This is a genomic window from Acinetobacter sp. GW821-FHT01C12 (assembly GCF_059422625.1).
This window is the reverse complement of record NZ_JBWKXD010000001.1, coordinates 336,820-361,175: the sequence shown is the minus strand read 5'-3', so window position 1 is coordinate 361,175 and position 24,356 is coordinate 336,820. Positions and strand designations below refer to the sequence as shown.

At 38.8% G+C, this 24,356-nt stretch carries 20 protein-coding genes; 5 read left to right on the top strand and 15 right to left on the bottom strand.

Annotated elements, in window-relative coordinates; translation table 11 throughout:
• Positions 1-82 precede the first annotated feature (82 nt).
• Positions 83-2,284, top strand: a complete 2,202-nt coding sequence (locus AC07WY_RS01680) for a TonB-dependent siderophore receptor (protein WP_494735572.1) — start codon at positions 83-85, stop codon at positions 2,282-2,284.
• Positions 2,285-2,383: 99 nt separating this feature from the next.
• On the opposite strand, the gene metC is transcribed toward AC07WY_RS01680, so the two are convergent.
• The 9 genes from metC to AC07WY_RS01635 form a co-directional block, all read right to left on the bottom strand.
• The gene (metC, locus tag AC07WY_RS01675; protein WP_494735571.1) at positions 2,384-3,553 is read right to left on the bottom strand and encodes a cystathionine beta-lyase; all 1,170 of its coding nucleotides are present in this window, start codon (positions 3,551-3,553) and stop codon (positions 2,384-2,386) included.
• A 400-nt stretch (positions 3,554-3,953) separates the two neighbouring features.
• Entirely contained in the window at positions 3,954-4,424 is a 471-nt protein-coding gene (locus tag AC07WY_RS01670) for an Lrp/AsnC family transcriptional regulator (protein WP_004720411.1), read from the bottom strand.
• Between the two features lie 202 nt (positions 4,425-4,626).
• Complete coding sequence (locus tag AC07WY_RS01665) at positions 4,627-5,520, bottom strand: LysR family transcriptional regulator (RefSeq protein ID WP_004720408.1); 894 nt, start codon at positions 5,518-5,520, stop codon at positions 4,627-4,629.
• A 48-nt stretch (positions 5,521-5,568) separates the two neighbouring features.
• Positions 5,569-6,921, bottom strand: a complete 1,353-nt coding sequence (locus tag AC07WY_RS01660) for an MFS transporter (RefSeq protein ID WP_494735570.1) — start codon at positions 6,919-6,921, stop codon at positions 5,569-5,571.
• A gap of 45 nt (positions 6,922-6,966) precedes the next feature.
• Complete coding sequence (salA, locus tag AC07WY_RS01655) at positions 6,967-8,253, bottom strand: salicylate 1-monooxygenase (RefSeq protein WP_494735569.1); 1,287 nt, start codon at positions 8,251-8,253, stop codon at positions 6,967-6,969.
• Positions 8,254-8,538: 285 nt separating this feature from the next.
• Complete coding sequence (locus tag AC07WY_RS01650) at positions 8,539-10,746, bottom strand: TonB-dependent siderophore receptor (protein WP_494735568.1); 2,208 nt, start codon at positions 10,744-10,746, stop codon at positions 8,539-8,541.
• Positions 10,747-10,904: 158 nt separating this feature from the next.
• Positions 10,905-11,243, bottom strand: a complete 339-nt coding sequence (locus tag AC07WY_RS01645; RefSeq protein WP_262086065.1) for a DUF6616 family protein — start codon at positions 11,241-11,243, stop codon at positions 10,905-10,907.
• A gap of 68 nt (positions 11,244-11,311) precedes the next feature.
• Positions 11,312-11,803, bottom strand: a complete 492-nt coding sequence (locus tag AC07WY_RS01640) for a MarR family winged helix-turn-helix transcriptional regulator (protein ID WP_262086066.1) — start codon at positions 11,801-11,803, stop codon at positions 11,312-11,314.
• 426 nt (positions 11,804-12,229) lie between these two features.
• Positions 12,230-12,838 carry a TetR/AcrR family transcriptional regulator gene (locus AC07WY_RS01635; RefSeq protein ID WP_494735567.1) on the bottom strand — a complete coding sequence of 203 codons (609 nt, stop codon included), beginning with the start codon at positions 12,836-12,838 and terminating at the stop codon, positions 12,230-12,232.
• Positions 12,839-13,017: 179 nt separating this feature from the next.
• Here AC07WY_RS01635 and AC07WY_RS01630 point away from each other — a divergent pair, with 179 nt between their 5' ends.
• Genes AC07WY_RS01630 through AC07WY_RS01620 form a run of 3 tightly spaced genes read left to right on the top strand, consistent with a single transcriptional unit; the run spans position 13,018 to position 15,885 of the window.
• On the top strand, positions 13,018-14,070 hold the full coding sequence (locus tag AC07WY_RS01630) for a sugar phosphate isomerase/epimerase family protein (protein ID WP_494735566.1): 1,053 nt from the start codon (positions 13,018-13,020) through the stop codon (positions 14,068-14,070).
• Positions 14,071-14,090: 20 nt separating this feature from the next.
• Complete coding sequence (locus AC07WY_RS01625; RefSeq protein ID WP_494735565.1) at positions 14,091-14,972, top strand: alpha/beta fold hydrolase; 882 nt, start codon at positions 14,091-14,093, stop codon at positions 14,970-14,972.
• Between the two features lies 1 nt (position 14,973).
• A complete protein-coding gene (locus AC07WY_RS01620) occupies positions 14,974-15,885 on the top strand; it encodes an alpha/beta hydrolase (protein ID WP_494735564.1) in 912 nt (303 codons plus the stop codon).
• Positions 15,886-15,994: 109 nt separating this feature from the next.
• Here the strand turns inward: AC07WY_RS01620 and AC07WY_RS01615 are convergent, their stop codons facing one another.
• The 6 genes from AC07WY_RS01615 to AC07WY_RS01590 form a co-directional block, all read right to left on the bottom strand.
• Complete coding sequence (locus tag AC07WY_RS01615; RefSeq protein ID WP_419336449.1) at positions 15,995-17,020, bottom strand: enoyl-CoA hydratase/isomerase family protein; 1,026 nt, start codon at positions 17,018-17,020, stop codon at positions 15,995-15,997.
• Between the two features lie 15 nt (positions 17,021-17,035).
• Entirely contained in the window at positions 17,036-17,809 is a 774-nt protein-coding gene (locus tag AC07WY_RS01610; protein WP_494735563.1) for an enoyl-CoA hydratase, read from the bottom strand.
• Between the two features lie 55 nt (positions 17,810-17,864).
• The gene (locus tag AC07WY_RS01605) at positions 17,865-18,992 is read right to left on the bottom strand and encodes an acyl-CoA dehydrogenase family protein (RefSeq protein WP_419336451.1); all 1,128 of its coding nucleotides are present in this window, start codon (positions 18,990-18,992) and stop codon (positions 17,865-17,867) included.
• A 73-nt stretch (positions 18,993-19,065) separates the two neighbouring features.
• On the bottom strand, positions 19,066-20,718 hold the full coding sequence (locus AC07WY_RS01600) for an AMP-binding protein (protein ID WP_419336453.1): 1,653 nt from the start codon (positions 20,716-20,718) through the stop codon (positions 19,066-19,068).
• A 103-nt stretch (positions 20,719-20,821) separates the two neighbouring features.
• On the bottom strand, positions 20,822-21,712 hold the full coding sequence (gene mmsB / locus AC07WY_RS01595) for a 3-hydroxyisobutyrate dehydrogenase (RefSeq protein WP_004720378.1): 891 nt from the start codon (positions 21,710-21,712) through the stop codon (positions 20,822-20,824).
• Between the two features lie 15 nt (positions 21,713-21,727).
• Positions 21,728-23,245, bottom strand: a complete 1,518-nt coding sequence (locus AC07WY_RS01590) for a CoA-acylating methylmalonate-semialdehyde dehydrogenase (protein ID WP_494735562.1) — start codon at positions 23,243-23,245, stop codon at positions 21,728-21,730.
• A gap of 165 nt (positions 23,246-23,410) precedes the next feature.
• Here AC07WY_RS01590 and AC07WY_RS01585 point away from each other — a divergent pair, with 165 nt between their 5' ends.
• Positions 23,411-24,292, top strand: coding sequence for a LysR family transcriptional regulator (locus tag AC07WY_RS01585; protein ID WP_004720374.1), 882 nt, complete (start codon positions 23,411-23,413; stop codon positions 24,290-24,292).
• The last annotated feature ends 64 nt before the right edge of the window (positions 24,293-24,356 follow it).

Here is a 24,356-nt window from a genome sequence, read left to right as displayed (position 1 = left end):
CGCTTTTCCGTCCGTAACAGGTTCAAAGCAATAGAAAGGCAGAAAACCGATAGCGCGCATTTTTTATTATGGAATTAATCTTATGTACAACTTCTTCCCTTTGAGACATGCATTTAAAATGCATCCTCTAGTACTTTCTATGGCTTTAACTATTCCATCTGTTGTTTATGCGGAAGAAAAAACAGAAACAGTGGCTTTACCAACAATCAAAATACAAGCAGAAAGTGAAAATTCAGCGATTACAGAAGGGACACAAAGCTATACAGCCAAAAGTACAAATACTTCAACAAAATTAAACTTGTCCCTTCGTGAAACACCTCAATCTGTCAAAGTTTTAACACGTGAATATTTAGATGACCGAAACATTGATTCTTTTCAAGATTTAATGAATACCATTACAGGTGTTTCAACCTCGCGTACCGATGAACGTCAGTCTGTTTACGCTCGAGGCTTTCAGGTCGATTACTATTTAATAGATGGAATGCCGAGTACTACAAACTTAGGTGCAGGTGACCTTGATTTAGATATTTATGATCGTGTAGAAGTTGTTAAAGGTGCAAATGGACTTACCACAGGTGCTGGTAACCCTGCAATGGGACTGAATATGGTCCGTAAACATGCCAATGCAAAAGAATTGACGGGTAATCTGAGCACTTCATTCGGTTCTTGGAATGCATGGAGTAGCTCTGCGGATATTTCTACTCCACTGAACGAAGATGGTTCACTTCGTGGACGTATGTTCGTCAAACATGCTGATGAAAAATCCTTTATGGATTTTTATGAAAAAGAACGCAATGTATTTTATGGTGCGATTGATTACGATTTGAGTGATAAAACTAGTATGTCACTTGGCGCAACTTATCAAGAGTTACAACGTGATGGTATTCGTTGGGGAGGCACTCCAGCATTTTATGATGATGGAAGTCGTACTAACTTTGATCGAAGCTTAACGGTAACTGCACCTTGGACTTTTTGGGATGTAAATACCACAGCAGTATTCGCCAATTTAAAACAGAATTTATTCAATGATGTTAATTTAAATGTTGCATATACCTTTCGTAAAGAAGATGTAAATACCCTTCTGCTTTACACTGGAGGGCAAGTAAACAAAGCAACCAATACCAGCCCACTGAAAAATAAACCTGATCCTAAGACAGGTAAAATCACAGATAATGTTTCAGTATATGGCTCTGAAGCAAGGAATGAAGAAAATAACATTGATCTTTTCATCAATGCGCCTTTTACACTATTTAACCGCCCACAAGAAATAATTATTGGTGGTTCATGGAATAGAAATGAGAAGACCAAGGATATTTTTGGGGGATCCAATACTAAAAATGAAATCGAGAAATATTTAGGCGGTCCGCTCGACTATAACAATATGGCACAACCACTACTTCAATCTGTCATTTTGAATGGTGTAAATGCTCTGAATCAAACGACTCAAACTTCAGCTTATATTTCTGGTAAATTTCAAATTCTCGATCCATTAAAAGTGATTGCAGGTACACGTTTATCTAATTGGAAATATGAGTCTGAAAATGGTGTAGGCAATCGTGAATTTAACAACGAAGTCACGCCTTATATTGGCGCTATTTACGATTTTGCAAAAGATCACTCAGTCTATGTCAGCTATACAGACATATTTAAACCGCAAAGCCGTAAAGATGTAAATGATCAATATCTAGATCCTGCGAATGGTAAAAACTATGAAGCAGGTTTGAAAAGTGAATGGTTTGGTGGACGTTTAAATACAGCTTTATCACTATTCCGCATTGAACAATCTAATTTTGCTGAAGCAATAACAGGACAATTTATTGTACGTAATGGTCAGCTTACAAATGAACAAGCTTATCGTGGTGTAAATGGAGTTGAAAGTAAAGGCTTTGAATTTGAAGCAGATGGGGAAATTAATGAACACTGGGGCGTTAATTTTGGTATTGCTAATTTTGAAGCAAAAGATGCAAAAGGTGTAAAGGTTAATACAACGAATTCACGCACAACATCTAATCTATTTGTGAAATATAAAGTAGATCTATGGAGTGCTGGACTAGGTTTAAATTACAAAAGTAAATACTATACGGGTACTGGAAATACACGTATAGATCAAGATGCTTTTATACTTGCTAGTGCGATGTTAGGTTATCAAGTTGATAAAAATATTAAGCTTCAGCTGAACGTTGACAATATTTTTGACAAGAAATACTACGAAGGTATTGGTGCAAACTCTATGAATTGGGGTACACCAAGAAATGCCACATTAAGTGTCCGCTATAATTTTTAATCCATTTTAAATTAAACCCTCTATTTTATTAGAGGGTTTCTTCTATAGTCTTGCTATATTGGATATTTAAGGTCTCATTTTACGATAAGTATAATGAAATTAAGCTATCGCACACTGCGCAACAGCCAAAGCCTCATCCAAATCCGCTTTTAAATCGTCTACATGTTCAAGTCCTGCATGTAGGCGCACCAAATATCCACGACTAGGCAAATGACTTTGAGTGCGATAAGGTGTTCCAACTGGCAAAATCAGACTTTCAAATCCCCCCCATGACAAGCCGATGTGGAAAAGCTTTAAAGAATCAAAGAAAGCCTCAACAAAACACGGATTGTTTTGTTTTAGATAAAAGGAGAATAAGCCTGTAGAACCAGAGAAGCTCTGTTGCCATAGTTTGTGATATGGATTCATTGCTAGAGCTGGGTGATTTACCACATCAATTGCAGGATGTTCATTTAGATAATGAGCGAGTATTACACCATTCTCCTCATGCTGTTTTAAGCGAACGGCTAAACTACGCAACCCACGTGATGCTAGATAAATATCATCTGGACTAGTCGTTTCACCAAAAAAGTGAACCACTTTATTTAATTGCTCTATGGATGCTGCATTTGCTGTTGCAGTCCCCATGAGAATGTCAGAATGCCCACCAATATATTTTGTGACAGCCTGAATTGAGACATCTGCTCCATGTTTTAAAGGTTGAAAAAACAATGGCGTTGCCCAAGAGTTATCCACTAAAACCTTGGCATTCATTCGATGGCTTATTTCTGAGATTGCGGCAATATCGCTAATTTCAAAAGTAATTGAACCTGGTGACTCTACAAAGACCACACTGGTTTTTTGATTAATTTTGTTGTTTAACTCATCTAAATCACATGAGTTAAAGTATTCAACATGGATTCCCAGTTTGGGCAACATACTGTCTGCAAAACTTCGTGTTGGCCCGTAAATATTATCAGCAATCAAAACATGATCACCTGCTGCAACAAATGCCATTAATGCATGAGTACAAGCCGATAGTCCAGATGGGAAAACCATACATCCTGCACCACCTTCTAATGCATTAATTGCACTTTCAAAAGACTTTGCTGTAGCAGCACCAAAACGGCCATAATGTTTATAAACACCGCCATTTTGCTTATGATCTTCCCATTCTTTAAAACTATCGACAACAATGGTTGAACCTCGATAAACAGGTGTGTTCACCAAACCATCAAAACGCTGAGGGGTTCTTCCCAAATTTATGACTTGTGTACAAAAGTGATTCATAGCAGCACCAGCATGATTTCTAACAAATATTTCTACAACTAATGATAGATAAAATGCATAGAATTTTTATTTTAAATAAATCACTATTTTTCAAATAATATAGAATATAAATCCGTATTTGAATATTTAATGGGAATTTTATTCCCATAATGACATGATAAGGTAAATATTCATAATGTGGCTGATTGATATGTTCAATGCGTTATTGAGTAGTTTTTTAAAGTCATTTACTTAGAAAATATGCCTAGCAAATTTACTTTGTTAAATGTTGATTTAATTTTTTATTGTCATAAAGGGAGATAGTACGATTCTTTCTTAGTAAAATGCGGAACAAATCAACCCTAAAATAAATACATCTTATTGAGACCTAGCTTTGATTTTTATGAAAAAACATCAATGATCAAAGAAAATTTAAAGGTAATTCAGTCGTATATTTAATTTGTTCCATGGCAAAACTGGAGCTCACGTCAGTAAGGCCAGAAATTTGAATTATTTTTTTATACACTTTGTCATACTCAAGCACATCGGGTACAGCGACTTTTAACAAATAATCAGTCTCTCCAGCCATCCGATACACTTCTATAACTTCATCGATTGTATGGATATGATTGTGAAATTTTTCAATCCATTCTGCATTATGTTGTGCAGTTTTAATAAAAACCATAACAATCACATTGATATTTAGTTTTTTACGGTCTAATAAAGCAACTTTAGCGCGAATGATGCCTTCTTCTTCCATTTTATGAATGCGTCGCCAACATGCTGTATTACTTAATCCAATACGATCTGCGATATCGCCAATCGCCCAGGTACAATCTTTTTGTAATAGTTCTAAAATGCCACGATCGTATTTATCTAGCTGTAATTTCATGCAGTTCACTTTATATAAGGAATTAAAAAAATAAGTCACTGATTTATCTATGATTGGAATGATATTCTATTTTTGACAAGATAAATAGATTTTTAATTCTTAATGCTGATTACTTGAAATTCTCATTCAAATAAAGAGCAGTTCAGATAAGTTATGGCTCTATTCACTGTTTTTTTAATACATTGCAAATAAAAATACGGCGTTAAAGCGATTGGAAAAGTTCTTGTAGTGTTTGGATAAACCATGTTCTGGCTTCTATGTCATCTCGATGGTTATACCAATTGGCACTTACATTAAACGGTTTAACTGAAAATGGTAATTCAAAAATATTGACATCACCATTACGCGCATATACTTTTGCTGCCCTTGAAGGCAAAGTCACTAATAATTCAGAACTGGTCACAACATCTTGTAAAACACTAAAATGAGGAAGCTCAAGCATGATTTTTCTTTTTAAGCCCAATTCTTTCAGCCTTTGATCAATTTCAATATGACCTGTTGAAGATTTAATAGCAGCATGATTTTCTTGAAAATATTGTTCTAAACTTAGTGTATCTCTTATACGTGGATGGTACTTATGCGCAATGCACATATAGCGTTCTTCAAATAAATTACGTGATTCAATTTTAGGCATAACGGTATAACTACTATTGAATACAGCAACATCTAAAAAGCCTTCAGTCAGCCAGTCTTCTACTTTATGCGATTGAATTTCTTCAATTTCCACCTTAATAAATGGTGCTTCTTTAGAAAGGTATTGAATTAAAGAAGGTAGTAAACATATTTCACCCAAATCAGATAAGCCTAAACGAAATATCCGAGTTGACGTTTTTGGGTCAAAGTATTTAGACGCTGTAATTGCCATTTCAATATCGGTAATTGCTTGCCTAAAGCTTGGGTATAAACTTTGTGCCAACTTAGTCGGTTTGACTCCAAATTTGTCTCGTTCAAATAAAGGGTCATTTAAAAATTTACGTAGGCGATTTAGATTATAGGTGACAGAAGGTTGGCTTAAATTGAGGCGCTCAGCTGCATGACTAATATTTTTAGTTTCAAAAACGATAATAAAAACTTTAATAAGACTTAGATCAATCAATTGTAATATCTCTATTGAATGAGGGAGGTAGACCTCCCTGCTCTAATTTTAGATTTGTAGCGCTTTCACCGCCAATTTTGTTTTTTTCAACTGTAAGTGAATCATTGAAACACTCATTACCGCAATAATACAAGGAATTGATAATGCGATAAAATTATAATTAATGGACAGACTTAAGCTTAACAGCCAACCACATAAGATTGGCCCTAAAATTGCGCCTAAGCGCCCCACACCTAAAGCCATTCCTAAGCCTGTTGCACGAATATTGGATGAATAAAATTGAGACATATACGCCAATAATAAGATTTGCCCACCAATTGATGCAGCACCTGCAACCGCAATACAAAAATAAAGAATGACCATTGGTAAATTATAACTCAGTAAGATTAATGCGATCGCGCCACTTAAAAACAGTGAGCATAATACCTTTGCCAGATTAAAACGATCCGCTAAGTAGCCACCACAAATTGCACCAAGCATTCCCCCAATATTTAAAGCCAATAGAAAAACCAGACTGGTTGATAAATCATAGCCTGCTTCTACCATCAATTTAGGTAACCAATTACCTAAAGCATAGACCAATACAAGCGCCATAAATACGCTGCCCCAGAATAAGAGTGTCACCATCCCACGATTTTCTGCAAATAAATCCTTGATCGGAGTTTTAGAGATAGATTGATTGTCTTGATGAAGTCCAATTTGAGTCTGAGACGTATAGGTAATATTGTCGTCAATTTGTTTAAGGATCTCAATGGCTTGGTCAGTTTTATCACGGCGTACCAAATAATCAATCGATTCGGGTAACAGCTTCCAGATTATAGGGATCAGTAAAAGTGGCGTGCCTCCTAGAATAAACATGATTTTCCAACCAAATTGCGGGACTAACCACATTCCTAATAAAGCTGAACACATCCCACCGACTGCATAGCCACTAAACATTAAGGAAACCAAGGTTGAACGTAGTTTTTTAGGTGCGTATTCAGTCATCAAGGCGATTACATTTGGCATGACCCCGCCTAAACCCAAACCAGCCAAAAACCGAAAGACTCCAAAACTTTGTGGATTATTGGCATAACCACAAAGTAAAGTAAAACCACTGAATAAACAGATACATAAAATAATTAATTTTTTGCGGCTAAATCCATAGCTTTCTAATTTATCACTCAGGCTACCGAAAATAATTGCACCAAACATCATCCCAAATAAAGCGACACTGCCCAGAAATCCAGCCGTAATACTGTCAATTTTCCATTCTGCCATCAGCTTGGGTAAAGCAACACCGTAAATCACTAAATCATAACCATCAAAGATAATGATCAATGCACTGAGTAAAATCACCCGCCAATGAATGGCTTTTAATTTGGCATGATCAATAATTTCATTTGCATTTATGGTTTGCATAATAGACCTCCCTGGTCATATTGTCCTGTTTGTAATCTTTGTTGTTTAAGTCGTCATTTCAGTGTGCTGTAGTTGTTTTGCTAATGCTGCTTTGGCTGTCTGAATATCATCTTCAAGCGAATGCTGCCACAACCAGTCAAAACGCTGTGCCAAATGTTGGCCTATTGATTCAAAATCAGGATATTTCGATGAATATAGCTCATAGATTTCACCTGATTCACGCGAGGTATTTTGAACTTTCACGGCGCGCGCTAATCGAACTTGCTCATAGATTTCAGATACAGCTTTGATAGATTCAGATGTCAACTCAGGGTTTTCTAATAATTTAGCTAAAATCAAAGCATCCTCTAAACCTTGTCCAGCACCAGCACCTTGATGCGGTAACATGGCATGAGCCGCATCGCCAATCAAAATCACATTATTGTTTTTGTTTTTATAGGTTTCTAAAGGTTGAATTTCATGTAATGCCCAAATGGTTGGTGAGTCGATCAGATCCAATAATGCCTTACAACTCTCGCTCCAGTCTGCAAAATCAGCCAGCATGGCTCGTTTTGAAACAGGCGATGTCCATGGTGTATTCTCTGCTAATACGGTTTGCGTGCGATCTGACTTAAACGCGACAATATTAATTTCTTCACCCTGACGGATTGGGAAAGTTAAGATATGTTTATCTTTCCCTAAAAGCATTTGCGGTACATCGGCAATTTCTGCATCATTTCCCAGTTTTACAATAGCTTGCTTAAAATCTTGAAATTTAATAATTCCACGATATGCCCACGTCCCTGAAAACTGAGGTTCAACACGCACTAATTGATTAGAGTCAAGCACATGATTTCGAACAACTGACCGAATTCCATCACAACCAATCACATAATCAAATGTAATATGTTGACCATCGATAAAGTGAATTGTCGCTTGTTCTTCATCTGCCTCTATTTCTTGTACACGTTTATTAAAATGTACATTTGTTAAAGGCACTAACGGAATTAAACGATCGAGAAAATCTGCACGATGTACCGAAGACTGTCCAACTTGTGGCGCAATCGATGCAGATAGATACTCATCGGTATAACCATTACGCCATTGAAACCAAATATCGGTGTATGGTGCCTTTACCTGATCTGCAATAGATTCATACTCTTGGCTTAGACCTAATAATTGAATGGCTTTAACTGCGTTGGCACCAAACGAAATCCCTGCGCCAATCTCGGAAAACTGTGATGCGGACTCAAAGAGATGTACATCTAAATGTTTATTTTTGACCAATTGAGTCGTGAGTGCTAATCCCGCAATACCGCCACCAATCACAGCAACTCTAATTTTTTTGTCCATTTTTAGCATTCCTTACTAAATTGCTTAGAATTCTATAATTGGTTATTTTTTAGAATAAATCCAATTTATATTTTTAGGTTTGTACTATCTATTTTTTTGATATTTATTTAAATAAATCTCTTTCATAAATGAAAAAGTGATCATGTAGCGTGAATCATATTGCGATTGAAAATCCCTTCTCCCTTTGGGAGAAGGCTAGGATGAGGGGGATTTTATGTTGATTTTTAGCTTTAAAAAGGTTTTATGAAATAATCTTAAAATATTGATATAACTAAACTAGTTTAGTTAAAAACCCACAGTCCACGAGAGTTGTGCTGTACGTGGTGCGCCAAGAAATAAATAGTCATCGCCTAAGAAACTCCCCGCATCGCGCCAGTATTTTTTATTAAACACGTTATCAACATTAAATCGAAGCGTATTGTCATAACCATAAGCACGGAAGTTATAAGCTGTACCTACATCAAACACGCTATAGCCTGATACTTTTACTGTACCTGTTTTATTGGCATATTTACTGCTGCTGTATTGCATGCCAGCCAATAAACGTAAGCCATTCACTTGTGGTACTTGATAAGACAGATGATTAGCAAAACGAACACTTGGTACATTCTGAGTTTGATGACGTTGATAATCAGCCACTTGTATTTCTTTTAAACGTGAACGAATCAAAGCTAAAGAAGAGGTTATATCTAGATTTTGCCCTAAACGTCCTTGTAAGCCCAATTCTAAGCCAAGGTTATGTTGCTTACCATCCGTGACAAAGTAATTGCTTGAGTTGGTGTATTGATTGTCTTGGGTTAAATCGAACAATGCCGCGGTAAACAGTAATGTTTGCCACTGCTGCTTAATCCCCAATTCATACTGAGTTGAATTTATCGGTGCTAACGTTTTAAAAGCATTACCTTCAATACCTTGATCAGGAATACCAGTCGCAAACCAAGGGGCTTGTCCACCATCACTTAATCCTTTGGCATAAGAAGCATAGAGATGAGTCTGTTCCCAAGGTTGATACATCAACGCAAACTGCGGTAAGAAACGATTGAAATTCGTCTCTCGGATGTTGTTTGCATCTTCATCATAGGCATTTTCATTTAAATGCATCAGCCTACCACCCAACAGCATTGACCATTCAGTGTTAAAGTCAATCTGGTCAAGTAAGTTCAATGCGGTTTGTTGACTGTCTAATGATTTATAATGTTTACCTAAAGTTTTATCAGTAGGCGCATACGTTATAGGATCATTATAAATATTTCCTGTACCGACCAATTCATTGATTGCATTATATTGTGTATGCCGTTTCCCTGTATGTGACAGTTCTAAACTTAGCTTATGCTGCCAAGCCCCAGTGCTAAACTTGCCGTTTAATCCTGCTTTAAATTGATTGGTTAAGAAGCTGTCGTCAGGATTACGGAAATCATAAATATCATAGTTACCATTTTGGTCAAAAGTATTACCTAAACCTGTCGTTTGGCAAGTACTGCTATAACAACCCCACGAAAATGCTGAATAATCATCAATCACGACACGACTTTGTGCAGCAGACAGATTTGTTGTCCAGTTGTCATTGACTTGGTAAATATATTTTAAGCTGGCATTTAGGCTTTCATTGGTCACAGGTTTACTCCAGCTTTGATAGCCAAGTAAACGATCCCATTTGACGTCAGTCGGTACGGTTGTACCATCCAGTAACTGATAACCAGCGACTGAGCGCTGACGTTGATGCTGTGATTCAATGTCAAATTCTAATTTTGAGCGATCTGAAATCTTCCAGTCTAATGCCAAAGCGCCAAATAAACGCTGCCCATCTGCATGCTCAACATAAGGATGAATTTCTTCTTTGGCCAGATTCACTCGATAACCAAACTGCTGCTCTTCTCCCAACCAGCCACCCAAGTCAGTTGCGACACGATTGCCACCATGACTATCTACTTCAATGGTGATAGCATGAATGTCTTCTGGACGTTTAGTGACATAATTGATGACACCACCCGGTGTTGACATTCCACTTTGGATTGCACTTATACCCTTTAGAATTTCAACTTGTGCTTTGTTCTCAAGCGCCACATTTTGCTCACCACGCAACAAATTGCCATTGAGTAAATAACTTGACCCTAAATTTAGGTTAAAGCCACGCATAATAAAGTTTGGATAATAACCAATGGGTGCATAGCCATCACCGATGGCTGCATCATTTTTAACAATATCCGTCAGGGTTTTTGCATGTTGGTCAGCGATACGTTCTGCGGTGACTGTACTGATAGATGCAGGGATCTCAGCAAGATTTTGCTGAGTAAATCCTGATAAATTTACCTTGGGTTGATAATAAGCAGTTGGTGTTGTTTCTTCTGTTTGAACGCTTACTTTAATTGTTTTAAGTTGCTGTGTATCTTTTTCAGTATCAGCATGTGCCAATGCTGAACTTAGCCCTAGACATGAAAATGAACCAACTGCCAATAATGCTTTTTGTAAACGAGAAAATGGATACGTTTTCACAGTAATTGTCTAACCCCAAAGATAATCTTACAGCCTAAATTTATGCGCATGAGTATTCACAATTTTCTTCGATTGAACAAGCATTTCTATAAGATATTTAAGCTTTAAAGAACACTTTGATATGACCTTGAAAATAAATAAGCATCTTAGAAGAAAAATTAAAACTTCGCTAAAGCATCAAGGTGTTGCTGGAAATCACCTTCCGTCCCTGCTGCATTTACATGATCGAAGTAGTCATACCAACCACTTGCTTGAATACCTGTTAACAATGCATCCCGTGCCTGTTGATTTGGAAAGCGCCAAATCCCGATAAAGCGATGATGACTACTTTGATCAACGGCAGTATCAATCTCGGTGAGTGTTAAAAGCTCAACACCCAGATTAGACAAGCCTCCCATAGCCGCGCCAACATCACCCAAATATTGTTGGCGCTCTTGTGTAGGTAAAGCTTGCCAAACTGCATTTGGTGTATAGAGTTCAATTAGATAGTGATTCATGATTTTTCCTTGATTTAATTCAACGTTTTATATCGATAATTTAAAAAGATTTTTATGTAGATATTTTATCAGCGTTTATCAACAAGATTTTTCGCTACTTTCTCAAGTAAACCTGTTAATTGCTCACGCTCAGCTTGGGTTAAACCAGCAAACAGGCTGGCAATCCAACGACTATGCTGATCAAACACAGTTTTTGCGACTTGCTTGCCCTTTGCCGTCAGCTGAATACATAACGCGCGACGATCTTCTGGATCTGCGTGACGTTCTACCAATTGTTCACGTTCTAAACCATCCAGTAGTCCAGTGACTGTGGCACGGGTAATTCCCGCTTGTTCAGCTAAAGTTTTAGGCGCTACAGCATCATTAGCTGCATCAAGGAGAAATAAAAGCACAAATCTCCCTTCAGATAAGCCATAAGGCGCAAGCTGTGCGGCACAGTCTCGATCAATACTTGAAGCGAGTGAAAGCGTTTGAAAACAGAGGCGCAAATTTTCAATATCTGCCATTTTACGGCGTTGCGCTTCATGCAAAAGCGCGGTGTATTTCTGTTCTAGATTCATTTAGTATTTAACCATATAGTATGGCGACTAACTATATATTGAATATTTTAGCTGTGTCAAGATTGATTTTTTACTAAAAAAAACAGTGCTTAAATTGATCGATTTTAAATGGACTAAAACAGATTTTTTGAGATTGAATTTTTATGTTTACTTTATCTCATGTTAAATCGATAAATTATTTCTTAGTGTTATTTTGAATAGGATGAAACCTAGCTTATAAAGTGTAATAATTTATTGAAATATATCGTTAAAGTTTAATTTTTTCGTAAATTAAAACCCATTCAATATTGCCCTTGCAAAGTGATGAGACGCCCATTTATTCGCCGTAAAGCAATGTTTAAAAACTCAACAAAATAAGTCGCAATCATACGATGTATATTCCAAGTCAATATTCATCACTTATACATTGTTACTGCTGATCTAGGTCTAAGCTTTTGAAGATGAAACCAGATATTGATCTAAATTTTTAAGGGAAAAATCGATGATTTGCACAAGCATTTGTTCTGAATAACCATCTCTGGCTTGAACGGATAATCCATGTAGCACTAGTCCGTAATATTGCCCTAATATTTCAGGATCAGCATGTTCTAATAATTGTCCATCTGCTTTCGCCTGTTTAAAGCGCTTAACCAGACTTTGACCACGTTCAATACGTTGTTGCTTCATCCAGTCTAAAAGACCTTGATTTTCCTCACTTAATACACTTGCAGATGATACAACCATACAGCCATATGAATGATTATTCTGGGTATAAAGTTTGATTGCTTCTTGAAATAATTGGCTGATCGCTTCCTTGATATTTGCTTGTTGTAAAGCGTGAATCGCAAAGCCGCCTTCATTTTCTTCATAGTGTATAACAGCTTCTCGAAACAAAGCTTCTTTAGAGCCAAAGGCTTTATAAATACGCGCTGAAGCAATACCTAAGACCTCGACTAAATCTGACATCGAAGTCCCTTCATAGCCATGTTGCCAGAAAAAATCACGCGCTTGAATCAGTGCTTTTTCCCTATCAAATTCTCTTGGTCTACCAGCCATAACGACGCTTCAATCCGATTTAGTGTTTTTTATTATCATTCGAAAAAATAAATTTCGCAAATAAATCAATAGGATTTGTTGGAGAGGCTGCCCTTTTTTAGATTCTTTTTTAAAAACTTGTTGTTTTTATTCAAAAGAAAGCCTATTGTTTGTCGATCGACAACTAATTGAGTTTAGCTATGCAAACCATCAAAGGTCCAAGTATTCATCTCGCACAATTCAGTGATGATATTTTCCCATTTAATAATTTAGAGAGCATTGCTGCATGGGTTTCGGACAAAGGCTTTAAAGCTGTACAACTACCAGCATGGGACAAACGTTTATTTGATGTTAATTTAGCAGCCACAAGCCAAGATTATTGCGATGAAATACAAGGGGTTTTACAAAATAATGGTTTAGAAATTAGTGAGTTGACAACGCATATTTTTGGTCAACTTATGGCTGTGCATCCAGCTTATGATGTTTTATGTGATGCTTTTGCACCTCCAAATTTACATGGAAATTCAGTAGCTAGAACTCAATGGGCTGAACAACAAATGTTGGCTTCTGTTCAAGCATCTGCCCGCTTAGATTTGCAAGATATGGGAACTTTTTCAGGTTCACTGGCATGGCCTTATATCTTTCCTTTTCCTCAACGCCCCGCTGGACTTATTGAAACTGCTTTTGATGAACTTGCACGTCGTTGGATGCCGATCCTCAATGCCTGTGATGAACATAATGTCAATCTGTGTTACGAAATTCATCCTGGCGAAGACTTACATGATGGCATTTCCTTTGAAATGTTCTTAGAACGGACACACTACCATCCACGTTGTCAGATTCTTTTTGACCCGAGTCATTTTATTCTGCAAAAACTGAATTATTTGGAATACATCGATATCTATAAAGATTTTATTCGGATGTTCCATGTTAAAGATGCGGAGTTTAACCCGACAGGTCGTCAAGGAATGTATGGGGGCTATCAAAATTGGGGAGATCGTGCAGGTCGATTCCGTTCTACTGGAGATGGTCAGGTTGATTTCAAAGCAATTTTCTCAAAATTGGCACATAACGACTATCAGGGCTGGGCAACTTTGGAATGGGAATGTTGTTTAAAAAATAAAGAAGATGGCGCAAGTGAAGGTGCTGAGTTTATTCAACAACATATTATTCATGTTACTGATAAAACCTTTGATGATTTTGCCGCAGCGCCTGTCAATCAATTACAAATAAATCAACTTTTGGGTATCTAAGGCAGCGATTGGAATTTACTATGACAACCATTACAACACATGAAAATTTAGTTGATCAATTTCAGCATCATTACATTCATATAGACAGTAAAAAACTTCATTATGTCTCTACAGGCCGTGGTCCTGTTGTATTACTTATCCCCGGTTGGCCACAAACATGGTACGCATGGCGAAATGTAATGAGCGTCTTGGCAGCCAACGGTTATCAGGTAATTGCTGTGGATCCACCAGGGACGGGATATTCTGTGCCGCTGAATGGAAGTTATGATACGGGGCGAATTGCGACAATTTTATCCAGCTTAATGTCAAAACTTGGACATGGTACTTATTCAGTGATTGGTCACGATATCGGGATGTGGGTTGCTTATGCACTTGCAGCTGATTTTCCCCAATCTGTTACTTCTCTGGCTGTGACTGAAGCCGTTATTCCCGGATTGGCAACACCACCGCCTATTTTTGTTTCAGCTGATGAAAATATTTTTCTATGGCATTTCATGTTTAATCAAGTGATGGACTTACCTGAAGCTTTGGTCAGTGGACGTGAAGAAACTTATCTTAATTATATTTTTGATAAGTGGTCGTGGCACAGAGATAAAGTCGCCGCTGAAACGTATATTGAGGCTTATAAAGTATCGGGACGTTTAACGGCTGGTTTTAATTACTATCGTTCAATCCCGGAAACCATTCGTCAAAATAAAATCCGCGCAACTAAAAATCTAGAAATGCCTGTATTGGCGATTGGTGCAGAACAGGCAACCAATGATGCACCTTATGAAACCATGAAAAAAGTTGCACCACATTTAACCAGTGCAATTGTCAAAGATTGTGGTCATTTTATTATGGAGGAACAACCCGAAGCGTTTTGTTCCCTGATTTTAGAATTTCTACAACAGGAGCAATAAGATGCCTTTAGATCATCAAATTACAGACTGGCTTAACACTAGACCTGCTGCAACAACTGCAAACACACTTTGTGAATTAAGAGCGCAGGTAAATCAGGACATCATACAACAGCAAGGTATTGAGCGAGATCCCAGCTATCAATCCAGTTTTTGGGTCACAACTTCTGATCAAGCTCAAATCCAAGTTCGGGTATATACGCCCTATGCTTTGGTGCAACTACAAAGCAACCCAGCTTTAGTATTTGCCCACGGTGGTGGATGGTGTTTGGGGAGTTTAGATGCATGGGATCGTTCATGCCGCTTACTGGCAGAATCAACACAGCATGTTATCTTTTCAGTGGATTATCGCCTAGCGCCTGAATTCAAATTTCCAGTACCACTGACAGATTTTTTTACAGCACTTCGTTATATTCAAGAACATGCTTTAAGTTTAGGGCTTGATCAAAATCGTATTGCTGTGGGTGGTGATAGTGCGGGAGCTAACCTTGCAGCGGCTGCATGCTTACTCGCTAAAGCGCATCCAGAAATCAAAATTAGTCAACAACTGCTGTTTTATCCAGCCTTAGATGCCACGATGCAGGGTAAATCCTATGAAACTTATGCGGATGGTTATGGCTTAACGACTGCAACAATGGCGTATTGTTGGGATCAATATTTAAATAGTGATTCTGACAAAACCAATGAGCTGGTGAGTCCTCTACTGGCACAATCATTACAAGGCTTACCTGAGGCAACAATTTTTGTCTGTGAATATGATCCACTGCGTCATGATGGCGAACAATATGCTGAAAGATTAAGAGATGCTGGTGTCTCGGTGAAATTTCATCTTCTAGCAGGAATGATTCATGGTGCAATCCATATGACTGCAATCACAGAGAAAGCCAACGCTATATACGATAAGATCGATTTATAGGTGCTTTTGATCATCGTGAAAAAAGGAAATCGCATGATTTCCTTTTTTTGTTGCCTTTAAGCGTATCTGAATGTTTTTAAAAACAGAACTGATATACGCATTAAAGATATTAACCTAATTCAGCCAATATTTTATCTAGCGTTGCATTCTGTTGCTGCCATTTGGGCTGTTTATCTTTGTCGACAATTAAAGCACGAACACCTTCAAGAATATCGCCATGTTCAAACCAGATATCCTGTAAATTTCGTTCCAACTGCATACATTGTTGTAATGACAATCCCCGTCCCAAGTATTGCAGTCTTAAACTGGTCTTTTTCGCCACCCAAGAACGTTGTTGCAAAGTGCTTAAGACTTTGCTTGCCCAGGCTTGATGCTGTTGGTCTTTTTCATTTTCAAGACTTTTTTCAATATCTTGCAAATTTTCAAAGCCAAAATGCTTACGAATGTTCTCAACCGATGCACTGAGTTCACTTTCTACAGGACGGGTAATAAATTTAGAAATTATCTGTTCAATATTGTCTTTGCTTAAATTGCTTGATTGGCTCAACGCATCAAGTAAGGCATGAAACTGTTGGCTAGGAACATGATAATCAATCAAATCTAAATATAAGGCATCACTGCTACTGATTTGGTCGCCAGTGGTTGCCAAATAGACCCCAATATCATCTAAACGTGACAAGAAATGCGTTGCTGCAACATCAGGAAAGAAACCAATCGCCGTTTCAGGCATGGCAAAACGTGATTTTTCACTGCTAACAATAATATGACAGGCCTGTGCCAGACCAAAACCGCCACCTAAGACATAGCCATCTAACAATACCACAACCGGTTTTTTAGACGCGCGAATGCTATTCAACATGTCATATTCAGCGATAAAATAGCCTTTATGGCCATCTGTACCATTTTGATAACAATCATAAAGATAACGAATATCACCGCCTGCACAAAATGCTTTTGGGCTATTAGATTTGATCAGTATCGCTTGAATGCCAGCATCATTTTGCCAAGTTTCTACTTGTGTGCGGATACCATTGATCATATCCAAAGTCAGTGCATTCAGGCTGGACACTCGATCTAAGGTAATCACACCCAGAGCTGCGTTCTGTTCGATAATTAAATGATTTTCAGTATTCATCCGATCTTCATCCTGTTATTGATTTTTAAAGTTGGCTTGGCGTTTATCAACAAAGGCTTGCATGCCTTCTTTTTGATCCAAAGTAGCAAAAATTGAATGAAAGGTTCGTCGTTCAAAACGTAAACCTTCCGCCAAACTCACTTCAAAGGCACGATTAATTGATTCTTTGATCATCATTGTCGCCACCAATGATTTTTCAGCAATTTTTTCAGCAGCACTTAAAGTCTGGGTTAAAAGCTCTTCAGGGCTAAACACACGGGCAACTAAACCACTCAGTTCTGCCTCAATTGCCCCCATTTGTCGAGCGGTTAAACACATTTCCATCGCTTTGGCTTTACCTATGGCAAGGGTTAAACGCTGTGTACCCCCAATGCCTGGAATCACGCCTAAAGTGACTTCAGGTAAGCCAAATTTGGCATTATCCGCACAGTAAATAAAATCACACATCAGTGCCAACTCACAACCACCACCCAAGGCATAACCACTGACAGCTGCGATTAAGGGTTTACGGCGTTGCGCAATTTGATCGGCAAGGTTAAAAAAATCATCAAAATAAATATTGGGAAAGTTCAATCCCGCCATTTCTTTAATATCAGCACCTGCTGCAAAGGCTTTTTCTGAACCAGTCAGCACCATACAGCCAATATCCTGATCCTTTTCTAAGTCATCTAAAGCTAAATTTACTTCTTGGATTAATTTTGAATTTAATGCGTTTAAAGCCTTTGGGCGATTGAGTGTAATTAAACCTACACCTTTATGTTTTTCCAGTAAAATCGTTTCAAATTGCATATTCATTTCCTTATCTGTTTTATCTCATCATCTGATACACAGCGATTAACTCTATTTATAAACTTCGCGCAATCACTAAACGCTGGATGTCACTGGTACCTTCATAGATTTGGCAAATACGTGCATCACGATAAATTCGTTCAATTGGAAAATCTTTTAAATAACCATAACCACCAAAGATTTGTAGTGCAGCAGAACAGACACGCTCTGCCATCTCTGAGGAAAATAATTTTGCCATTGAGGCTTCATTGAGACAGGGCTTGCCTGCTTCTTTCAATCGTGCGGCATGATGGACCAATTGACGAGCTGCTTCGATTTCTGTTGCCATACTGGCCAAACGAAAAGCGATTGCCTGATGTTCAAAAATCGGTTTTCCAAAAGTAATCCGTTCTTTGGCATATTTGCTGGCTTCTTCTAAGGCCGCACGTGCCAAACCCACCGCTTGCGCAGCAATACCAATACGACCGCCTTCCAGATTAGACAGTGCTATTTTAAGCCCTTCACCTTCTTGACCTAACATTAAGCTTTTGTGTACACGCACATCAGTTAATGCAATTTGGCAGGTATCTGAAGCATGCAATCCCAGTTTTTCTTCAGTCCGAATCACTTCATAGCCCGCAGTTCCCCGTGGCACAATAAAGGCACTGATGCCTTTTTTACCAGCACTTGGATCGGTCACTGCAAATACAATAATTACACCAGCATTATTTCCTGAAGTAATAAATTGTTTTGCGCCGTTAATAATCCAATCCTCACCATCTTTGACAGCTCGGGTTTTCAGTGCTGCTGCATCAGAGCCAGTATGCGGTTCGGTCAATGCGAAAGCACCAATCATTTCACCTTGTGCCAAAGGCAATAAATATTTTTGTTTTTGTTCTTCACTACCAAATTTAGCAATCGGAACACAACCGACTGAATTATGCACACTCATAATGGTAGAGGTTGCGCCATCGGCCGCCGCAATTTCTTCAAGTGCAAGGACATAGGCTAAGTTACCAGTATCTGAACCACCCCATTGCTCTGAAATCAGCATCCCCATAAAGCCCAATTGCCCCATTTGTGACAAGGTTTCTTTGGGGAAAATGCTGTGTTTATCCCATTCCGCAGCATTTGGTTTAATTTGTTCTTGGGCGAAGCTTTTCGCCATGTCCTGAATCAATAATTGTTCTTCAGTAAATTGCATTTCATATTCCTTAGCATCATTTAACATCCTACATTCGGCAAGTTTAGCTTGTCTAGGATGATCCTTACTGGCTTTATACACTTAATTGTTGTTTAGCAATTTCTTGATTTCGCAGTAAAAAGCGTTGAATCTTACCACTTGGGGTCTTGGGTAGTTCAGTGACAAATTCAACTTGTCTAGGATAAGCATGGGCAGACAGACGTTTTTTGACAAATTGCCCAAGTTGTTCAGCCAATTCCTCAGACGGTGTTTTATTTTCAGCCAAAATCACAAAAGCTTTAACGATTTCTGTTCGCTCTGGATCAGGTACTCCAACAACAGCAGCTTCAATCACTGCCTCATGTTCAAGTAATGCACTTTCTACATCAAAAGGTCCAATACGATATCCAGAGGTGGTAATCACATCATCACTACGTCCAACAAAGCTCATACTCCCATCTGCATGTAATTCAGCAGTATCACCGGTCAAATAATAATTTTTGATAAATGGTGATTTACGACTTTCTTTATAGCCACCAAACCACATCATCGGTGATCGACTGATATCTATCGCTAAAATTCCAGCGGTATCGGCAGGCAACTCATTGCCTTGATCATCTACCACAGCAACACGATAACCTGGGCTGGCAAAACCAGCAGCGCCTGCACGGACGTCATGGCTTAAACCATGATGGTTGCACACCACCATGCCCACCTCTGTCTGTCCATAATGATCAAAAATAGGCGCATCAAGCACTTGTTTAAACCAACGAAAAACTTCTGGATTTAAAGGTTCACCAGCACTGCTCACAACACGGAATTTACCCTTTAGTTGTGCCATTTGAGCGGGATCCGCGGCCATCATCATCCGATATGCCGTAGGTGCACCTGCCAAATTGGTAATTTTATAATCATCAATAATTTGACATAAACTGTCTATGCTAAAACCACCTTCATAAAACAAAGTGGCATGACCTAACAACAAGGGTCCAGTGATACCGTAATAAAGTCCATATGCCCAACCTGGATCAGCAATATTCCAAAATGCATCATCTGCACGTAAGCCGATCGCATCTTTCATATAGTTGCCAAAAGCAATTAAGGCTTTGAGAGGAACTTCCAACGGTTTTGCAGGCCCCGTGGTGCCTGAGGTAAACATCAGTAAAAATGGATCTTGAATGCTTTGCATGACCAGATCACATTGCTCAGCATATAGATTGAGTTCTTTCCAAAAATCTAAATCGCCTTGTTGTATAGCATGACCCTGTTGATCAGCGACAGTCATAATTTGTGGACACTGTGCAACTTCATCCAGTTTGCTACGATTGCCGATATCGGTCACAACCAATTTGCTTTTTGCCAGCTGAACTCGATGTTCAATCGCCTTTGGGCCAAATGCAGTAAATAGCGGTTGATAAACTGCACCAATTCGCCAAGCAGCGAGAATCACCACCAATAATTCGGGAGTTCTTGGTAATAAACCAGAGATACGATCACCGGCTTGAATACCCTGTGACTTTAAAAAATTGGCAAACTGACTCGACCATTTTTTCAGTTGAGCAAAGGTATATTGCTCTTTACGACCATCTTTAGCTTGCCAATATAGGGCAACTTTTTCGCGATCTGCTTCCGCATGTCGGTCACAGCATTCATAACAGGCATTCAGTTGATCGACTGAACCTGAGAGCATTTCTTTAACCGCACCATCTAAATTAAATGTTTTAGCAACATCCTGATAATTCAACATATTATATACTCCGGCCTGGATTTATTGTTATTCATGACACGAGTGAATCTATTGGTTTTTCACCACCCATGGGTGGTGAAATTGACTATGCTTCGATTGATGATTAAGTTTCTTTAGGCAAATATTGCTGAATAATGCTGGAAAAATCGAGTTGAGCATTACCTTGCATACACAGTTGCTGATAAAGCTGCTGTACCAAACCACCTAAAAGCAAAGGTTGTTTGACTTGGCCTGCGGCTTCAACAGCCAAACCCAAATCTTTAAGCATCAGTTGAGAGGCAAAGCCATCACTATAACCACGTCCAGCAGGTGCATTTGCAGAAATACCCGGCCATGGGTTACACACTTCCGAGCTCCAGCAACGACCACTTGAACTATTGATTACACCTGCTAATGCTTGTGCATCGATACCGAGTTTTGCCCCGAGCGCCATGCCTTCAGCCACTGCGGCCATTGAAATGCCTAAAATGAGATTATTGCAAATTTTAGCAATTTGTCCTGCACCCACTTCACCACAGTGCACGATGTTCTTACCCATTGGTGCAAGCACAGATTTTACTTGTTCAAAAGCTTTATCATCAGTTCCTACCATAAAGGTTAGCGTACCTGCTTGAGCCCCGATCGTGCCACCTGAAACAGGTGCATCACAAATTTGAATTCCTTGCTCTGCACCAATTGCAGCAATGTCTTTAATAGTTTGTGGATCAATGGTACTGCTGTCGATACATAAGCTGCCTTGTTTAAGCACAGCAAGTACCCCATTTTCACCCAAATACACCTCTTTAACATGCTTTGCGGCTGGCAGCATGGTAATTACCACATCTGCATTTTCTGCTGCTTTCTGTGGACTATTACAAGCAATTCCACCTGCTTCAGTGAAATGTGCGATTGCAACATCACTTAAATCAAAGCCATAAACCGTCAAACCTGCTTTGAGTAAATTATGGGCCATTTTACCGCCCATATTGCCTAAACCAATAAATGCAATATTCATCCTTGAACTCCTGTATTAACGCAAGCTGATGGTGGTATTCACTTCACCTTTTTCTTGTGTATCTTCGAACCAACGACTGGTAATGGTTTTGGTTTGAGTATAGAACTGTACTGCTTGTTTACCATAAGGCCCTAAGTCCCCTAATTTTGAACCTCTTGACCCTGTAAAGCTAAAGAATGGAACCGGCACAGGAATTGGAATATTGATACCAACTTGACCAATATCAATGGTGCTTTGGAAAGTACGCGCTGTTGCGCCACTTTGGGTAAATAAACCCACTCCATTCCCGAACGGATTGGCATTGACCAATTCAATGGCTTGTTCAAGCGTATCAACATGAATAATGGCTAAAACAGGGCCAAAAATTTCTTCTGTATAGATGCGCATATCGGTGCTGACTTGATTGAATATGGTTGCACCAACAAAATTGCCATTTTCGTAGCCTTGGACTTGTACGTCTCGACCATCGAGTAAGAGTTGCGCACCTTGTTCAATACCGCTATTAATTAAATCCATAACCCGAGCTTTAGCACGGGGTGAGATCACAGGACCAATATCTGTTTGCGGTTCATGCCCAGCATTGACTTTCAGTGTTTTGGCTTTTTCAACCAATTCATCCACCCAGTTTTTAGTTTCACCGACCATGACAGCAACTGACAATGCCATACAACGTTGTCCAGCCGCACCAAATGCAGCACCAACTAAAGCATTTAAGGTTTGTTCTTTGTTGGCATCTGGCATGACCACGACATGGTTTTTTGCACCCATCATCGATTGCACACGCTTACCATGCTGACCCGCTAAGTTATAGACATGCGTTCCTACTGCTGTCGAACCTACAAATGAAATGGCTTTAATGTCTGGATGCGTACATAGACGATCTACCACTTGCTTGCCACCATGTACCACATTGAGTACACCAGCAGGTACACCTGCTTGTAATGCCAATTCAACCAGCATCATGGTCGATAGTGGATCTTGCTCAGACGGTTTAAGTACGAAGGTATTGCCGCAAACAATCGCCATTGGAAACATCCACAAAGGGATCATGGCAGGAAAATTAAACGGGGTAATTCCAGCACATACACCCAATGGTTGTTGCAAGGTATAAGTATCTACACCACGAGCTACACCTTCAGTATATTCACCCATTTGCAAGGTGCCAATCGAGCAAGCATGTTCAACCACCTCTAAGCCACGTTGGATATCGCCTTCTGCATCAGCCAAGGTTTTACCTTGTTCTGCGGTCAAAACACGGGCGATATCTTTCATATTGTCACGAATCAAATCTTGCAGTTTCAGCATGATACGCATACGGGCTTGAATCGGTGTAAAACGCCAAGTTTTAAATGCTTCTTGTGCAGCAGCAATTGCAGCATCAACTTCGTCTAGAGTTGCCATTGGGACACGACCAAGTACCTCTTGGGTCGCTGGATTTAGAATGTCTTGCCATTCAGTAGTATTTGATTCGGTAAATTTTCCATTAATTAATAATTTAGCCGTCGTTGAATGAATATTTGACATTGTGTTCATAACCTCTCCATAGGCAATATTTTTTGTTGTTACATTCTTAGAAAATAGCCAAAAGCAGTATTTTCATCAGTGCTGTTTCAAATCAAACTAACAAAGAAAATATAGATGACCAATAGAAATTAACGCACAATGAATGTGCAAATATGCACAAGGATGTCATACACAATGAAAGTCGATTGGGATCACCTACAGTTTTTTTTAGTTTTAGCGCGTGCCAAGACGTTAACCAATGCAGCTCGTATTATTGGGGTCGAACACAGTACCGTATCTAGACGGATACAGGCGCTAGAATTAGCTTTAGGAACACCGTTGTTTAGACGCGAAGCCACAGGTTATGAACTAACTATGGAAGGCTTGGCGTTGGTGCCCCGTGTCGAGCAAATGGAGCAAGCTTTTTTGCAAATTGAAAAGCCCAACTTACCTTTACAAGGACATGTGCGAATTGGCACACCAGAGGGTTTTGGAACAGCATTTTTAGCCCAGCTATTGGCAGAACTGTCTAAACAATATCCTTTACTCACGATTGATCTTATCCCAGTTCCAAAAATGATTAAGCTGTCGCATCGTGAAGCCGATATTGTGATTTCCATCGATCGTCCTAAGTCAGGACCTTATATTATTACCCGTTTAACCGATTATTGTCTTAAAATTTATGGCAGTAAAAGCTATTTAGAAAGTACCCAAGCGATTAAAAAACTTGAAGATTTAAAAAACCATCAGTTTGTAAACTATATTGACGATTTAATTTACAGTCCTGAACTGTATTGTTTAGAACGTCTGCCATTACAGCTCAATGCGAATTTTAGAAGTAGCAGTATTTTGGCCCAACAAGTTGCTGTGAGTGCAGGTGCTGGATTGGCAATTTTGCCAAAGTTTTTGGCAGAAAATAAACCAGAACTTAAACAGGTGTTACAAGACGAAGTTCGTTTTATTCATACCTTTTGGATGCTAACTTTAGTCGATTTACAGCATGAACCGCGTATAAAATTGGTTTGGGATTTTTTAAGAACACAAGCTGATAAATATCAAAATTTATTGATGGATTAGTTATTATTTTGTTGTTAATGATATTCAGGAATTACCCATTTCATCAGCAGTATAAATTTAAGCC

What these genes read in the sequence shown, in the direction of transcription:
- AC07WY_RS01680 (WP_494735572.1), top strand. Translation starts at nt 83, where the DNA reads ATGTACAACTTCTTCCCTTTGAGACATGCATTTAAAATGCATCCTCTA.
- metC (WP_494735571.1), bottom strand. Translation starts at nt 3,553, where the DNA reads ATGAATCACTTTTGTACACAAGTCATAAATTTGGGAAGAACCCCTCAG.
- AC07WY_RS01670 (WP_004720411.1), bottom strand. Translation starts at nt 4,424, where the DNA reads ATGAAATTACAGCTAGATAAATACGATCGTGGCATTTTAGAACTATTA.
- AC07WY_RS01660 (WP_494735570.1), bottom strand. Translation starts at nt 6,921, where the DNA reads ATGCAAACCATAAATGCAAATGAAATTATTGATCATGCCAAATTAAAA.
- salA (WP_494735569.1), bottom strand. Translation starts at nt 8,253, where the DNA reads ATGGACAAAAAAATTAGAGTTGCTGTGATTGGTGGCGGTATTGCGGGA.
- AC07WY_RS01645 (WP_262086065.1), bottom strand. Translation starts at nt 11,243, where the DNA reads ATGAATCACTATCTAATTGAACTCTATACACCAAATGCAGTTTGGCAA.
- AC07WY_RS01640 (WP_262086066.1), bottom strand. Translation starts at nt 11,803, where the DNA reads ATGAATCTAGAACAGAAATACACCGCGCTTTTGCATGAAGCGCAACGC.
- AC07WY_RS01635 (WP_494735567.1), bottom strand. Translation starts at nt 12,838, where the DNA reads ATGGCTGGTAGACCAAGAGAATTTGATAGGGAAAAAGCACTGATTCAA.
- AC07WY_RS01630 (WP_494735566.1), top strand. Translation starts at nt 13,018, where the DNA reads ATGCAAACCATCAAAGGTCCAAGTATTCATCTCGCACAATTCAGTGAT.
- AC07WY_RS01625 (WP_494735565.1), top strand. Translation starts at nt 14,091, where the DNA reads ATGACAACCATTACAACACATGAAAATTTAGTTGATCAATTTCAGCAT.
- AC07WY_RS01620 (WP_494735564.1), top strand. Translation starts at nt 14,974, where the DNA reads ATGCCTTTAGATCATCAAATTACAGACTGGCTTAACACTAGACCTGCT.
- AC07WY_RS01615 (WP_419336449.1), bottom strand. Translation starts at nt 17,020, where the DNA reads ATGAATACTGAAAATCATTTAATTATCGAACAGAACGCAGCTCTGGGT.
- AC07WY_RS01610 (WP_494735563.1), bottom strand. Translation starts at nt 17,809, where the DNA reads ATGCAATTTGAAACGATTTTACTGGAAAAACATAAAGGTGTAGGTTTA.
- AC07WY_RS01605 (WP_419336451.1), bottom strand. Translation starts at nt 18,992, where the DNA reads ATGCAATTTACTGAAGAACAATTATTGATTCAGGACATGGCGAAAAGC.
- AC07WY_RS01600 (WP_419336453.1), bottom strand. Translation starts at nt 20,718, where the DNA reads ATGTTGAATTATCAGGATGTTGCTAAAACATTTAATTTAGATGGTGCG.
- mmsB (WP_004720378.1), bottom strand. Translation starts at nt 21,712, where the DNA reads ATGAATATTGCATTTATTGGTTTAGGCAATATGGGCGGTAAAATGGCC.
- AC07WY_RS01590 (WP_494735562.1), bottom strand. Translation starts at nt 23,245, where the DNA reads ATGAACACAATGTCAAATATTCATTCAACGACGGCTAAATTATTAATT.
- AC07WY_RS01585 (WP_004720374.1), top strand. Translation starts at nt 23,411, where the DNA reads ATGAAAGTCGATTGGGATCACCTACAGTTTTTTTTAGTTTTAGCGCGT.